Source organism: Allobosea sp. Root670, from assembly GCF_001429415.1.
GTDB lineage: Bacteria > Pseudomonadota > Alphaproteobacteria > Rhizobiales > Beijerinckiaceae > Allobosea > Allobosea robiniae.
Genome location: NZ_LMJU01000016.1, coordinates 100148 through 113247, shown reverse-complemented (window position 1 = coordinate 113247; position 13100 = coordinate 100148). Strand labels below are relative to the sequence as shown.

At 67.6% G+C, this 13100-nt stretch carries 13 protein-coding genes and 1 pseudogene; 2 read left to right on the top strand and 12 right to left on the bottom strand.

The annotated features are described in order from the left end of the window. The 6 genes and pseudogenes from rfbD to ASE61_RS15910 form a co-directional block, all read right to left on the bottom strand. Positions 1–906 carry a dTDP-4-dehydrorhamnose reductase gene (rfbD, locus tag ASE61_RS15930; RefSeq protein ID WP_061968515.1) on the bottom strand — a complete coding sequence of 302 codons (906 nt, stop codon included), beginning with the start codon at positions 904–906 and terminating at the stop codon, positions 1–3. Continuing rightward, the gene (gene rfbC / locus ASE61_RS15925; protein ID WP_061968514.1) at positions 906–1463 is read right to left on the bottom strand and encodes a dTDP-4-dehydrorhamnose 3,5-epimerase; all 558 of its coding nucleotides are present in this window, start codon (positions 1461–1463) and stop codon (positions 906–908) included. Before rfbC ends, rfbD begins: the two co-directional genes overlap by 1 nt. 12 nt (positions 1464–1475) lie before the next feature. After that, positions 1476–2531 (bottom strand): dTDP-glucose 4,6-dehydratase, encoded by a 1056-nt coding sequence (rfbB, locus tag ASE61_RS15920; protein WP_061968513.1) that lies wholly within the window; start codon positions 2529–2531, stop codon positions 1476–1478. A gap of 235 nt (positions 2532–2766) precedes the next feature. Further along, a pseudogene (locus ASE61_RS27190) lies at positions 2767–3226 on the bottom strand (3-oxoadipyl-CoA thiolase); the annotation flags it as partial. 1 nt (position 3227) lies between these two features. Next, positions 3228–4075: acetyl-CoA C-acyltransferase (locus ASE61_RS27185; protein ID WP_244492875.1), on the bottom strand; the 848-nt coding region annotated here is incomplete at its 3' end. A gap of 89 nt (positions 4076–4164) precedes the next feature. Then, the gene (locus ASE61_RS15910) at positions 4165–5583 is read right to left on the bottom strand and encodes a phosphomannomutase (RefSeq protein WP_061968511.1); all 1419 of its coding nucleotides are present in this window, start codon (positions 5581–5583) and stop codon (positions 4165–4167) included. A gap of 330 nt (positions 5584–5913) precedes the next feature. Here ASE61_RS15910 and ASE61_RS15905 point away from each other — a divergent pair, with 330 nt between their 5' ends. Further along, positions 5914–7260 carry a UDP-glucose dehydrogenase family protein gene (locus ASE61_RS15905; RefSeq protein ID WP_061968509.1) on the top strand — a complete coding sequence of 449 codons (1347 nt, stop codon included), beginning with the start codon at positions 5914–5916 and terminating at the stop codon, positions 7258–7260. A 27-nt stretch (positions 7261–7287) separates the two neighbouring features. Here the strand turns inward: ASE61_RS15905 and ASE61_RS15900 are convergent, their stop codons facing one another. Next, positions 7288–7947 (bottom strand): beta-ketoacyl-[acyl-carrier-protein] synthase family protein, encoded by a 660-nt coding sequence (locus ASE61_RS15900; protein WP_274532880.1) that lies wholly within the window; start codon positions 7945–7947, stop codon positions 7288–7290. A 234-nt stretch (positions 7948–8181) separates the two neighbouring features. Between ASE61_RS15900 and ASE61_RS15895 the strand changes: the two genes are divergently transcribed. Next, on the top strand, positions 8182–8397 hold the full coding sequence (locus ASE61_RS15895; protein WP_156407117.1) for a hypothetical protein: 216 nt from the start codon (positions 8182–8184) through the stop codon (positions 8395–8397). Between the two features lie 184 nt (positions 8398–8581). Here the strand turns inward: ASE61_RS15895 and ASE61_RS15890 are convergent, their stop codons facing one another. The 5 genes from ASE61_RS15890 to ASE61_RS15870 form a co-directional block, all read right to left on the bottom strand. Then, positions 8582–9367, bottom strand: a complete 786-nt coding sequence (locus tag ASE61_RS15890; RefSeq protein ID WP_061968504.1) for an SDR family oxidoreductase — start codon at positions 9365–9367, stop codon at positions 8582–8584. Next, on the bottom strand, positions 9367–10296 hold the full coding sequence (locus ASE61_RS15885; RefSeq protein ID WP_061968502.1) for a dihydrodipicolinate synthase family protein: 930 nt from the start codon (positions 10294–10296) through the stop codon (positions 9367–9369). Before ASE61_RS15885 ends, ASE61_RS15890 begins: the two co-directional genes overlap by 1 nt. 211 nt (positions 10297–10507) lie before the next feature. Further along, positions 10508–11191 (bottom strand): aspartate/glutamate racemase family protein, encoded by a 684-nt coding sequence (locus ASE61_RS15880; protein ID WP_061968500.1) that lies wholly within the window; start codon positions 11189–11191, stop codon positions 10508–10510. Continuing rightward, a complete protein-coding gene (locus ASE61_RS15875; protein ID WP_082617465.1) occupies positions 11188–11850 on the bottom strand; it encodes a flavin reductase family protein in 663 nt (220 codons plus the stop codon). The genes ASE61_RS15880 and ASE61_RS15875 overlap by 4 nt, the downstream gene beginning before the upstream one ends. Before the next feature lie 4 nt (positions 11851–11854). Then, the gene (locus ASE61_RS15870; protein WP_061968498.1) at positions 11855–13099 is read right to left on the bottom strand and encodes a Zn-dependent hydrolase; all 1245 of its coding nucleotides are present in this window, start codon (positions 13097–13099) and stop codon (positions 11855–11857) included. Position 13100: the final 1 nt, after the last annotated feature.

Sequence of the window (13100 nt, the reverse complement as noted above, 5' to 3'; positions counted from 1 at the left end):
TTAACTCTGGTCCTTGGCCTGATCTTCGAGAAGTCGTGCGACGCAAAGCCGGAGCGAGCTTTGCCATTCCGGCAGCCGCACCTCATGGGCGAGCGCGAGCTTGCTGCAATCGAGCCGGGAATTGGGGGGCCGGCGCGCCGGCGTCGGATAATCGGCCGTGGCGATGCGCCTGACCCTGACCGGTGCGCCGCCATGCCGTTCGCGCTCGGCGAAGATCGCCTCGGCGACATCGGCCCAGACGGCTTCGCCCGCCGCGCTCATGTGGAACACGCCGCGCAAGTCCGCATCATCCGCCCGCGCAGTCAGGTTGCGCGCCACGGTGAAGATCACATCGGCGATGTCGAGCGCGCTGGTCGGGCATCCCGCCTGGTCGGCGACGACGCCGACCTCGTCGCGCGTTTCGGCGAGGCGCAGCATCGTCTTGACGAAGTTCTTGCCGAAGGGGCTGTAGATCCAGGCCGTGCGCAGGATGGCGTGGTTGTCGGTGGCGGCCGCGACCGCCCGTTCGCCGGCGAGCTTGCTCGCGCCATAGGCCGAGATAGGGCCGGTCGCATCGTCTTCGCGATAGGGCCGGTCGAGCCCGCCGTCGAAGACATAATCGGTCGAGAGCTGGATCATGGGGATGCCCAACGCCGCTGCGGCACGCGCCGCTTCGCCGGCAGCCTCGCCATTGACGCGCATGGCGAGTTCGGGCTCGCTCTCGGCCTGATCCACGGCGGTATAGGCGGCCGTGTTGACGATCACGTCGGGCCTCGCCGAACGCAGCGCCGGCGCGACCGTCTTCGGGACGGCGAGGTCGAGATCGGGCCGGCGCAGCGCGATGACCTCGACGCCGACGGGCACGCGCTCCAGCATGGCGCAGACGACCTGGCCGGTCCAACCGGTGACGGCGATGCGAAGTGTCATCAGTCGAAATACCGCAGCATCTCGGCGAGGCGCGGATGCTTGCGGTCCTTGTCGGAGAGGGTGAGGCCCGAGAGGGGCAGGCGCCAGTCGATGCCGAGCGCCGGGTCGTCGAAGGCAAGGCCGTGGTCGTTCTCGGGCGCGTAAGGAGCGGTGACCTTGTAGAGCACCTCGGTATCCGGCTCGAGCGTGACGAAGCCATGGGCGAAGCCGATGGGGACGAGGAGCTGCCTCCAGTTCTCGGCGGAGAGCTCGACCGCGACATGCTTGCCGAAGCTGGGCGAGGAGGCTCGGATATCGACGGCGACATCGAGGATGCGCCCGCGCGTGACCCGCACCAGCTTGTCCTGCGCGCAGGGCGGGGACTGGAAATGCAGGCCGCGCAGCGTTCCGACCGGGGCCGACAGAGACTGATTGTCCTGAACGAAATCGAGATCGAGCCCAGCCTCGGCAAAGGCGTTGCGGCTCCAGGTTTCCGAGAAGAAACCGCGATGGTCACCGAACTTCTTCGGCGTGACGATCTTGACGGCGGGGATCGCCGTGTCTTCGACGTTCAGCATGTCTTCTCCCGCTCAGGCCGCGCCGAGGCGTTCGCCACGATAGGTGCCGGAACGGATGTCGCCCCACCATGTCGGATTGGCGAGATACCATTCGACCGTGCGGCGCAGGCCCGTTTCGAAGGTCTCCTTCGGCGCCCAGCCGAGCTCGCGGCCGATCTTGCCGGCGTCGATCGCATAGCGTGCATCATGGCCCGGCCGGTCGGTGACATAGCTGATCAGGCGTTCGCGCGGACCCTTCGAGTCGGGTCGGAGTTCGTCGAGGATGGCGCAGATCGCCTGGACCACCTCGATATTGGTCTTCTCGTTATGGCCGCCGATATTGTAGCTCTCGCCGAGCTTGCCGGCGGTGGCGACGGTGAGCAGCGCATCGGCATGGTCGTCGACATAGAGCCAGTCGCGCACATTGAGCCCGTTGCCGTAGACCGGCAGCGGCTTCCCCTCGAGCGCATTGATGATCATCAGCGGGATCAGCTTCTCCGGGAAGTGGTATGGCCCGTAATTGTTCGAGCAGTTGGTCATCACCACCGGCAGGCCGTAGGTATGGTGCCAGGCGCGGGCGAGATGGTCCGACGCCGCCTTGGAGGCGGAGTAGGGCGAGTTCGGTTGATAGGCCGTGTCCTCGTGGAAGAAGCCGTCGCTACCCAGCGAACCGAAGACCTCGTCGGTCGAGATATGGTGGAAGCGGAAGCGCCCCTTGCGATCTTCCGGCAGCCCTTGGAAATGCCGCAGCGCTTCCTGAAGCAGGGTGAACGAGCCGACGACATTGGTCTCGATGAAGGCGGCCGGCCCGTCGATCGAGCGGTCGACATGGCTCTCGGCGGCGAGATGCATGACGATATCGGGCCGGAAATCGGCGAAGATCGCCTTCATCCGCTCACTGTGGCCGATATCGGCCTGCTCGAAGCGATAGCGGTTGCTGCCGGAGACCGGCTCCAGCGAGGCGAGGTTGCCGGCATAGGTCAGCTTGTCGACGACGCAGACCTCGTGCTCCGTCTCGCCGATCAGCTTGCGCACCACCGCCGAGCCGATGAAGCCGGCGCCGCCGGTCACGAGAAATCTCAGAGGCATAAGGGGTAATCCTGGCGGCCGTGATCGCGAAGGCGCGGAGAATGAGCGGACGAGGCGCACGCGCCCGGATCGGCGGTTCTGGCCGTCGGTCTCAACTCATACCCCCCTTTTCACCCTGCGGCCCTATCATGAACTGCCTTCGCGCGACAGCGAAACGCCCGAACCGCGGCGAAACAAAGGCCCTTATGGTTAGGGGCGGAGCCTGTGGTGCGGGAGAAAATAGCCGTGACGGCGCTTACGCCCGTTCCAGCGCGACGGCGATACCCTGGCCGACGCCGATGCACATGGTCGCCAGCGCGCGCTGCTTGCCGGTCAGGGACAGCTCCAGCGCGGCGGTGCCGGTGATGCGGGCACCGGACATGCCGAGCGGGTGGCCGAGCGCGATCGCACCGCCATTCGGGTTCACATGCGCCCCGTCCTCGGCGATGCCGAGTTCGCGCAGCACCGCGATGCCCTGCGAGGCGAAGGCCTCGTTCAGTTCGACGATGTCGAAATCGGTGGGCTTCAGGCCAAGCCGCTCGCAGAGCTTGCGCGTGGCGGGGATCGGGCCGAGGCCCATGACGCGCGGCGCGATGCCGCAGGTCGCTCCGCCGAGGATGCGCGCGATCGGCGTCAGCCCGTATTTCGCGGCGGCCTTCTCCGAGGCGATGATCAGCGCCGCGGCGCCGTCATTGACGCCCGACGCATTGCCGGCTNATGCGCGCGATCGGCGTCAGCCCGTATTTCGCGGCGGCCTTCTCCGAGGCGATGATCAGCGCCGCGGCGCCGTCATTGACGCCCGACGCATTGCCGGCTGTGACCGTGCCGCCCTCCTTGCGGAAGGGCGTGCCAAGCTTGGCGAGCTTCTCCAGCGTGGTGTCGCCGCGCGGGTGCTCGTCGATCTCGACGCGAACGGGATCGCCCTTGCGCTGCGGGATCAGCACCGGGACGATCTCCTTGGCAAGCCGGCCATTGCCTTGCGCCGCGACGGCCTTCAGCTGCGAGCGCAACGCGAAGGCGTCCTGGTCGGCGCGGCTGACATGGCAGTCGGCGGCGACGTTCTCGCCGGTCTCCGGCATGGAATCGATGCCGTACTGCGCCTTCATCAGCGGGTTGACGAAGCGCCAGCCGATGGTGGTGTCGTGGATCTCGGCATGGCGCGAGAAGGCGCTGTCGGCCTTGGGCATGACGAAGGGCGCGCGCGACATGCTCTCGACGCCGCCGGCGATCATCAATTCGGCCTCGCCCGCCTTGATCGCGCGCGCGGCTGCGATGACGGCATCCATGCCGGAGCCGCAGAGTCGGTTGATCGTCGTGCCCGGCACTTCCTTGGGCAGGCCGGCAAGCAGCAGCGACATGCGCGCGACATTGCGATTGTCCTCGCCCGCCTGGTTGGCGCAGCCGAAGATCACATCGTCCACGGTGCCGAAATCGACTTGCGGATGACGCTCGACCAGGGCCTTCAGCGGCACCGCGCCGAGATCGTCCGCACGGACGGAGGAGAGCGAGCCGCCGAAGCGGCCGATCGGCGTGCGGACATAGGCGCAGATGAAAGCTTCGGTCATGTCACGGATCCTGCTGTCTCGAAGGCGGTTTGGTCAGGCGCGGCTTCGAAGGGCTTTGCCGGTCTGGCGGATGGGCTGCAAATCGTCACTCAGCGCGTTTGCGCCGCTGCGAACGCGAGATTCTCGGCGAGCAGGGCTTCGGCCGCTGCCAGCACCGGGGCCTCGACATAGACGCGCAGTTCCGGAGCGTTGCCCGAGGCCCGGAAATGCACCGTCGCGCCATTGCCGAGCGTCAGGCGCAGCCCGTCCCGGCGATCGCGCGCCGCGACCCCGCCATGGGCAGCGAAAGCCGTATCGCGGAATCCGGAATCCTCGGCGTCGAGCCGGGCGATCAGGGCGGTGGTCCTGTCCTGCGGGACCTCCTGAAGGCGGTTCGACAGGGCGATGGCGAAGCGGGCTTCCGCCGCAATGGCGCTCAACGGCTTTTGCGTGGCGCGCGCCAGTGCGAGCGTCGCCACGATAGGCAGCATGGCGTCGCGCGTCGGCAGGGCGGCAAGCCGCCGGCCGTCCCGCACGACCTCCGAACCGAGCAGGACGCCGCCATTCGCCTCGAAACCGATGACGGTCCTGGCACCTTCGGCCTGGGCCTGCGCCATGCCCGCGATCACATAGGGCGAGCCGACACGGGTGCGCACGACCCTCGCGAACGATCCGGGGCGGTCCAGCGCCGAGTTCGACGTGACCGGCGTGACGATCGCATCCGCGCCGAGGAAGCGCGCGGTGAGCGCGCCGACGAGGTCGCCGCGCAGGAAGCGGCCGGTTTCGTCGGCAACCAGCGGACGGTCGGCGTCGCCATCGGTCGAGACGATCGCGTCGAGCCTGCGCTCGCCGGCCCAGCGCCGGGCCAGTTCTTCATCCTCCGGACGGAGCGCCTCGGTATCGACGGGGATGAAGCTGTCGCTGCGCCCCAGCACGATCGGTGTGGCGCCAAGCGCCGACAACACGTCGCAGATGACGTCGCGGCCGACGGAGGAATGCTGGTAGACGCCGACGGTGAGGCCTTCCAGGGCGCGCCCGAAGAAATCGACATAGCGGGCGCGATAGCCGGAGACGACGTCGCGCCGCTGCGGTTCGGCCGAGACGTCCGGAGCAGCCGTCAGTGCCAGCGCTTCATGATGGGCGAGGATGCGCGCTTCGTCCGCCTTGTCGATTTCGCCCTGGGCGCGGTAGAATTTCAGGCCGTTCCGGTCATCGGGGATATGACTGCCGGTCACCATCACGGCCGGGCTTCCGGCGGCCATCGCCGCCTGTGCCAGAGCAGGCGTCGGCACGGCGCCGCAATCCACCGGCTCAAGCCCGGCATCGGCGATGGCTTGCGCGCATTGCGCCGCGATGAGCGGGCTCGACGATCGCAGGTCGCGGCCGATCAGGACCTCCCCGCGCGCTCCGGCCGCCCTGTCCTCCTGCAGCATGGCGCAGAAGGCGCGGACATGGGCATAGGTCGGCAGGCCGACCAGCTCCGTAACGAGGCCGCGCAGGCCGGAGGTGCCGAATTTCAGGCTGGTCATGCCGGGTGGTCCGTCGATATCAGGTTCGGGCGCATGCCTTGCCGGGTCCGCGGAGGCGCGCCCGCTTCGATGCGCTCCGAAGCGGGAATATGTCAAACTCCGGTACCTTATCGTGGTGCAGGATAGGCTGCCTGCCGATACAGGGGCATCTGCGCAGTGGTGGTACGGCCGGCCGAAAGGGCCGCCATCCCGCGGTTTCCCTGAATGGGCTGGCGAGAACCCGGTTTTGGTTTTGCAACGATTGCACTATGCCAAAGCGACAACGGCGCCTCCCGGGTTGCCGGGAGCGCTTGATACGTTGCCGGGAGCGCTTGATACAAGGAGCAAACGATGAAGATCGTGATGGTGGGCTCGGGCTATGTCGGGCTCGTCTCCGGCGCCTGCTTTGCCGATTTCGGCCATGAGGTCGTCTGCGTCGACAAGCTGGAGAGCAAGGTTTCGGCGCTGAAGCGCGGCGAGATCCCGATCTTCGAGCCCGGCCTGTCGGATCTGGTGCGCAGCAACGCGGCGGCGGGACGGCTGTCCTTCACGACGGATCTCGCCGGCCCGGTCGCGGGTGCCGATGCGGTCTTCATCGCGGTCGGCACGCCCTCGCGCCGCGGCGACGGCTTCGCCGACCTGTCCTATGTCTACGCCGCGACCCGCGAGATCGCCGGGGCGATCAGTGGCTACACGGTGATCGTGACCAAGTCGACGGTGCCGGTAGGCACCGGCGACGAGGTCGAGCGCATCATCCGCGAGCTCCGGCCCGATGCCGATTTCGCCGTCGTCTCCAACCCGGAATTCCTGCGCGAAGGCGCGGCGATCGAGGATTTCAAGCGGCCGGACCGAATCGTCGTCGGCACGGATGACGAGCGCGCTCGCGCCGTGATGGCCGATATCTACCGACCGCTCTATCTCAACAACGCGCCGATCCTGAACACCGGCCGGCGCACGGCGGAACTGACGAAATACGCGGCCAACGCCTTCCTGGCGACGAAGATCACCTTCATCAACGAGATCGCCGATCTCTGCGAGCAGGTCGGCGCCAATGTCCAGGACGTTGCCCGCGGAATGGGGCTCGACAACCGTATCGGCGGCAAGTTCCTGCATGCCGGGCCGGGCTATGGTGGCTCCTGCTTCCCGAAGGATACGCTCGCGCTGATCAAGACGGCGCAGGATCACGGCACGCCTTCGCGCATCGTCGAGACGGTGGCGGCGGTGAACGAGCAGCGCAAGCGGGCGATGGGGCGCAAGGTGGTCGCGGCCTGCGGCGGCTCGGTGCGGGGCAAGACGATCGCGGTGCTCGGTCTCACCTTCAAGCCGAATACCGACGACATGCGCGACGCGCCCTCGATCGCGGTGGTCACCGCCCTGATGGACGGCGGCGCCACGATCCGCGCCTACGACCCGGAGGGTATGGAGCAGGCGAAGGCTGTGCTGCCGGCGGGCGTCACCTATTGCCGCGACGCCTATGAATGCGTGGCGGGCGCCGACGCGGCGGTCATCGTGACCGAATGGAACATCTTCCGCGCGCTCGACCTCGACCGGGTCAAGGCAGCGATGGCGGCGCCGGTTCTCGTCGACCTCCGCAATGTCTATCGCGCCGAGCAGGTGCGCGAGAAGGGCTTCACCTATGTCGATGTCGGCCGTGGCATCGCCGCGCCGGAGGGCAGGGAAGCCGAAAGCGCGGCTTGAGTCCGGCTGCAAGCTTGCCGAAAGCCATCAATTCGATCGCATGTCCTTGAAGACGAGCGCGGTATTGAGCCCGCCGAATGCGAAGGAATTCGACATGGCGACCGGGATCGGCATCGCACGGCCCTGATGAGGGATGCAGTCGATGTCGCATTCCGGGTCCGCTGCATCAAAATTGGCGGTCGGCGGGGCGATGCCGTTCTCGATCGCCATGATCGTCGCAATCGCCTCGAAGGCTCCGGCGGCGCCAAGCGCGTGGCCGGTCACGCCCTTGATCGATGATGTCGGGGGCACGGGCCGGTCGCCGAACAGGCGCTTCAGCGCCTGCGTCTCGGCACGGTCATTCGCGCGGGTCCCGGTGCCGTGGGCATTGATATAGGCAACGTCGCCAGCCTGTAGCCCCGCATCGGCCAGCGCGAGGGACATGGCGCGCGTCATGCCGTCGAGATTGGGCGCGACAATATCGCCTGCATCGGCGCTGAAGCCGAAGCCAGCGACCTCGATCGCAGGAATGAGCCCGCGGTCGCGCGCATGGGCCTCCGTCTCCAACACGAGGATGCCGGCACCTTCACCGAGCATGAGGCCGTCGCGACCGAGAGAAAACGGCCGGCAGGCGGTACGCGACATGATCTTCATGGCGTCCCAGGCGAGCAGGGTTCCTGCCGAAAGTGGGGCTGCCGTGCTAGGCAGATAGTGGACCGGCCTCGGCTGATCCCGAGAGCCTTCGCCCGCTGGATGAGCGGCAGGTCGTGCTGACCGTCGATCATCGTTTGCGCTCAGAAGGCTAGGTCGGCTGATTTTTGGCCTTGCGCCGCGGGTACGATATGCGCTGCTCGTCTAGGGCCGATCTGCCTGGGTACGGAGGCGCCGGCGGCACCACATTCAGTGCGTTTAATGGATGGTCTCGCGCAGGGCGAGGGGGACGTGGTCCTTCTGAACATGGAACGCCTGTTTGGCGGGGTCGACGACTTCGCAAAACCCTTCCAGCGGGACGCGCTGATCATTCGAAACATCACGGAGCGCATGGCGGTTTTCACAATCGGGGGGCAGCAGTTCATCGGTCTGTTCGAGGGCGACACCTTGGCCTTGAGCGGCGATGGCCTCAGCGGCACAGTGCGCCTTGACCGGCTGCCGCGCTGAGTCGGAAAAGCGATCCGCCGCTGGCCGCTCCCCCGACGCGATCTCCCGATCGGCCTCACGGAGAAGCGCTATCGATCCCGGCACAGAGTGCTTGCCCGGAATGGCCATTCAAAGCGCTGGCCTACTCCGCCATTGCAGGTGAAGGTGCGGGAAACGGCGATTGACCCGCACCTACGCCAGGGTGTTAAATTCCCCTAATCAACCCGCCATCGATGCGGATTTTCGCGCCCGTCACATAGCTCGCGCGTTCGCTGGCGAGGAAGGTGACGACATCGGCGAATTCCTGCGGCTTGCCGTAGCGCCCGGCCGGGATCGTCGCGATAGAGGCTTTGGCCACGGCCTCGCGCGTGCCGCCGCTGCGAGCTGCCGCAGCATCGTCGAGCTGGTCGACGCGCTCGGTATGGATGCGGCCGGGCAGCACGACATTGACCGTGACCCCGCTGCCCGCGACCTCCGAGGCCAGCGTCTTCGACCAGCCGATCACGGCGGCGCGGATGCCGTTGGAGAGAGCAAGCCGCGGAATCGGCTGTTCGACGCCGGAGGAGGCGATGGTGACGATGCGGCCGAAGCCGCGCTCCGTCATCCCCGGCAGCAGGCGCTGCGTCAGATGGAACAGGTTGGCGGCCATCCCTTCAAAGTGCTTCAGCCAGTCGTCGCGCTTGGCATCGCGTGCCTCGCCCGGCGGCGGGCCGCCGGAATTGCCGATCAGGATATCGACGCCGCCTTCCGCGATCAGCTTGTCGGCGAGAGCATCGATCGAAGCGAGATCGGTGAGATCCAGCTTGGCGGAGCTGGCACGGCCGCGCTGCTCGGCCGGCAGGCCGGCGATCCAGCTCTCGGTCGCATCGCTGCTGCGCGCGGCGGCGATCACCGTCGCGCCCTCCGCAGCGAGCGTCTGCGCGATCACCGCGCCGAGCCCGCGGCTGGCGCCCAGCACGAGGGCGCGCTTTCCGGCAAGTCCCAGATCCATCAGCCGATCTCCTTGAGGCGGCGCTCCTGCCGCGCGACGAGCCGTTCGATATCGGCGATATCCGCCTTGGACAATGCCCCACCCGGCTTGCGCAGGGTGGCCGCGGCGATCGCGCCGCGCTTCGCCAGCGTATATTTGCGGATGGCGAGGCCGAGGCCGGGCTGCTGCTCGTAGCGTGCCAGCGGCAGATAGGCGTCGAACAGGTCATGTGCCCGCTCAACGTTTCCGGCAGCATGCGCCTTCCAGACATCGACCATCATCTCGGGATAGGCGAAGCCGGTCATGGCGCCGTCGGCACCGCGCGACAGTTCCTCCGGCAGGAACATGCCGCCATTGCCGACGAGGATCGAGATGCGTCGGCCGCCCTTGTCACTGGCCGCGCGCAGGGCCGAGATCTTGGCGAGACCCGGCCAGTCCTCGTGCTTGAGCATGACGCAGGACGGATGCGCGGCGATGATCTTGAGGATCACGGCCGCCGTGATCTGCACCTGCGTGACCAGCGGGAAATCCTGCAGGACGAAGGGCGTCTTCGCGCCCAGGGTCTCCGCGACCATCGCGTAATAGGAGACGATCTGGTCGTCGGTGCGCAGATTGGAGGGCGGAGCGACCATGACGCCGGCCGCGCCGTCGCCCATCACGCTCTCGCTGAGCTCGGCCATCGCAGCGAAGCCCGCTGCCGAGACGCCGGCGACGACCGGCACGCGGCCATCCACCCGTTTCAGCACGCGACGCACGAAGATGTGGGATTCCTCCGCCGTCAGCTTCGGGGCCTCGCCCATCATGCCGAGCACGGTGAGGCCGGTCGCGCCCTTCTCCAGGTAGAAATCGACCATGCGATCGGTGCTGTCGAGATCGAGTGCGCCAGTCTCGGTGAAGGGCGTCACCGCAATGACGTAGACGCCGTCAGCGGTCTCATTGAGCAGAGCCATGGTGGTCCTCAGTTGCTGGTGGAAGGGCAATCATCTGCCCGGATGAAGAGGTTCTTTCCCGTCGGGCGAGCACTGCGCCCGACAGGCCTGATTACCTTCCGGCCTTGCTGTGCGGGGCGCCGTTGGCACGCTGATTGATGGTGCGGCCGAAGGCGTGGTTGCGAAGACATCTATTGCAAATGCTATTCAGTCTTATCCGCGATAAGCGATTTCAGCTCTCGGCCAGAGAGCGCCCGCCCCAGCCCAGCCGGACGCGCCCGATCGCCATGGTCACCGCGGCCTGCGTCGGCTCGACGACGGGTACGCCGAGCTCGCGCTCCAGCGGCTCGCGGAAGCGCGCCATGCCGGCGCAGCCCATCACCAGCACATCGGCATGGTGCGTGTCGCGCAAGGTCCGGCCGACGCCGATCATCCGCTCCAGCGTAATCCGTTCGTCGGCCATCTCCTGGATGGTGAGGTTCACCGGCAGGTCGCCGGCGAACCGGTCCATCATGCCCATGGCGCCGAGATAGCGCAGATGCCGCGGGATCGAATTCTGCAGCATGGCGACGATGCCGAAGCGCTGGCCGAGCGTCAGCGCTGTCAGCACGCCGCATTCCGCGATGCCGAGCACCGGCTTCGTGCTCTGCTCGCGCAGTGAATGCATGCCGGGATCGGAGAAGCAGGCGACGACGAAGGCGGCGGCCTCGTTCTCAAGGCCAGCGGCGCGCTTGAGCAGGGCCGGGATCAGTCCGTCGACATCACGCTGCGACTGGATGCCGGGCGGCCCCTCGGCGAGTGTCAGGCATTCGATCGCCGGGCCGCCGGCCATGCGCAGCGGCGCGATGGCCTCATCGATGCCCCGCGTGACGCGCTCGGTCGAGTTCGGGTTGATGACGTAGATCGTGCCGCTCACGAGGCCTCTCCTTCTGGAATGGTGGGGCGGACCCGTTCGCGCCAGTCGTCCAGCGTCCGGCGCGGCTCCTGGAAGCGGTCCCCCAGGCCGAGATACCAGTCGGCGCCATGCAGCCGGCCGACGAGGTCGAGCTTGTCGATATCGACATGCAGCCGCTCGTCGACGATGCCGTCGCGGATATGAAGATGCACGATCTCGCCGACGACGAGATTGCGATGCCGCGTGCCGAGCGAGAGCGAGACCGTCTCGCGGCATTCGAGCTGGACCGGCGAGGCTGTGAGCCGTGGCGCCGCGACCTTGGCGCTCGCCGCGATATCGAGCCCGGCCGCTGCGATCTCGTCGATCTCGGAGGGGAAATCGATGGCGCAGACCTGCATCGCCGCGACCATCGCCCGGTCGACGAGATTGACGACGAAGCCGCCGGTTTCGCGGATATTGCGCATTGTGTCCTTCAGCGGCGCCGCGCCGCTGCGTCCCTCGATGCCGAGCACGACCAGTGGCGGCGCATGGCTGAACACGTTGAAGAAGCTGAACGGCGCGGCATTGGCGCGTCCCTCCGCGTCGACCGTGGTGACGAGCGCGATCGGACGGGGCAGCACCGTGTTGACGAGGAGCTTGTAGAGATCGCGCTCCCCAAGGTCGCTTGCGGCCCAGTCCATCGCCTCAGCCCAGCTGCGCGTCGAGCAGGCGCACTGTCTCGGCCAGCACGCGGGCGCCGTCGCCGGCCTGGTCCGGCGTAATCGATTCCTCCGGAGCATGGCTGCGCCCTTCGAGGCAGGGCACGAAGAGCATTCCGACCGGGCCGATATGGGCGATGTGGACGCCGTCATGGCCGGCGCCGCTCGGCAGGTCGCGCGTGGCGAGGCCCAGCGAGGCGGACGCATTGGCGATGGCCGAGCGAACCTCCGGCGCGCAGGCCGTCGGCGCGACATGGCTGATCGGCTCGACCGCGATGGTGAGACGCAGTTCTTCGAGGGCCGGGCGCAGGTCGCGCACCAAGGCCTCGCCGAAGGCCTTCACCGCCGCCTCGTTGCCGGAGCGGACTTCGAGCGTCATCACCGCCTCGCCCGGCACGGCGTTCGAGGCGTTGGGGCTGACCTCGATGCGCCCGAAGGTGGCGACCAGCGGCTGGTTGTCCCGCGCGGTCGAAAGCGCGCGCTTGTAGGCGGCTTCGATGAGCTTCGCGGCGCCGACCAGCGCGTCGGCCCGCAGCGGCATCGGCGTCGCGCCGGCATGGTCGGCCCGGCCGGTGACGATGATGCGCTCGCGGCGGATGCCGACGATATCGGTGACGATGCCGATCGGAATGCGCTCGTTCTCCAGTACGCGGCCCTGCTCGATATGGACCTCGACATAAGCCGCGATGCCGTCTGCCGGCCGCTTGACCGAGGCCAGCGCCTCCGGCCGCCCGCCGACGAAAGCGATGCCCTCGCAAAGCGTCATGCCGTCGGGGCGGGTCATTGCCAGATGGTCTTCGCTCAGCGTTCCCGCGAGCGCGCGGCTGCCGACGCAGGAGAGGCCGAATTCGCTCGGCTCCTCCGCCAGGAAATCGACGACCTCCAGCGTATGGCGCAGGCGGTCCCCGCGCTCGCTGAAGCTCTGTGCGACTTCCAGCGCGGCGAGCACGCCGAGAATGCCGTCATAGCGCCCGCCCGAGGGCACGGTGTCGGAATGCGAACCGATCAGGATCGGCTTCAAGCTTGGATCGGCGCCAGCGAGCCGGCCGATCAGGTTGCCGGCCGCGTCGAGCTCAGTCTCCAGCCCGGCTTCGCGGAACTCCGCCGCCAGCCATTCGCGCCCTTCCAGGAAGCGCGGGGTGAAGGAGCGACGCGTCCAGGGACGCTCCGGGTCGGTGATCCCGGAGAGAGCCTCGATGCGGCGCCAGAGCCGGTCCTGATCGATCGACATG

Excerpts from the sequence above, each read along its gene's own strand:
- rfbD (WP_061968515.1), bottom strand. The coding sequence starts at position 906 with ATGACACTTCGCATCGCCGTCACCGGTTGGACCGGCCAGGTCGTCTGC.
- rfbC (WP_061968514.1), bottom strand. The coding sequence starts at position 1,463 with ATGCTGAACGTCGAAGACACGGCGATCCCCGCCGTCAAGATCGTCACG.
- rfbB (WP_061968513.1), bottom strand. The coding sequence starts at position 2,531 with ATGCCTCTGAGATTTCTCGTGACCGGCGGCGCCGGCTTCATCGGCTCG.
- ASE61_RS15910 (WP_061968511.1), bottom strand. The coding sequence starts at position 5,583 with ATGACCAGCCTGAAATTCGGCACCTCCGGCCTGCGCGGCCTCGTTACG.
- ASE61_RS15905 (WP_061968509.1), top strand. The coding sequence starts at position 5,914 with ATGAAGATCGTGATGGTGGGCTCGGGCTATGTCGGGCTCGTCTCCGGC.
- ASE61_RS15890 (WP_061968504.1), bottom strand. The coding sequence starts at position 9,367 with ATGGATCTGGGACTTGCCGGAAAGCGCGCCCTCGTGCTGGGCGCCAGC.
- ASE61_RS15885 (WP_061968502.1), bottom strand. The coding sequence starts at position 10,296 with ATGGCTCTGCTCAATGAGACCGCTGACGGCGTCTACGTCATTGCGGTG.
- ASE61_RS15875 (WP_082617465.1), bottom strand. The coding sequence starts at position 11,850 with ATGGACTGGGCCGCAAGCGACCTTGGGGAGCGCGATCTCTACAAGCTC.
- ASE61_RS15870 (WP_061968498.1), bottom strand. The coding sequence starts at position 13,099 with ATGTCGATCGATCAGGACCGGCTCTGGCGCCGCATCGAGGCTCTCTCC.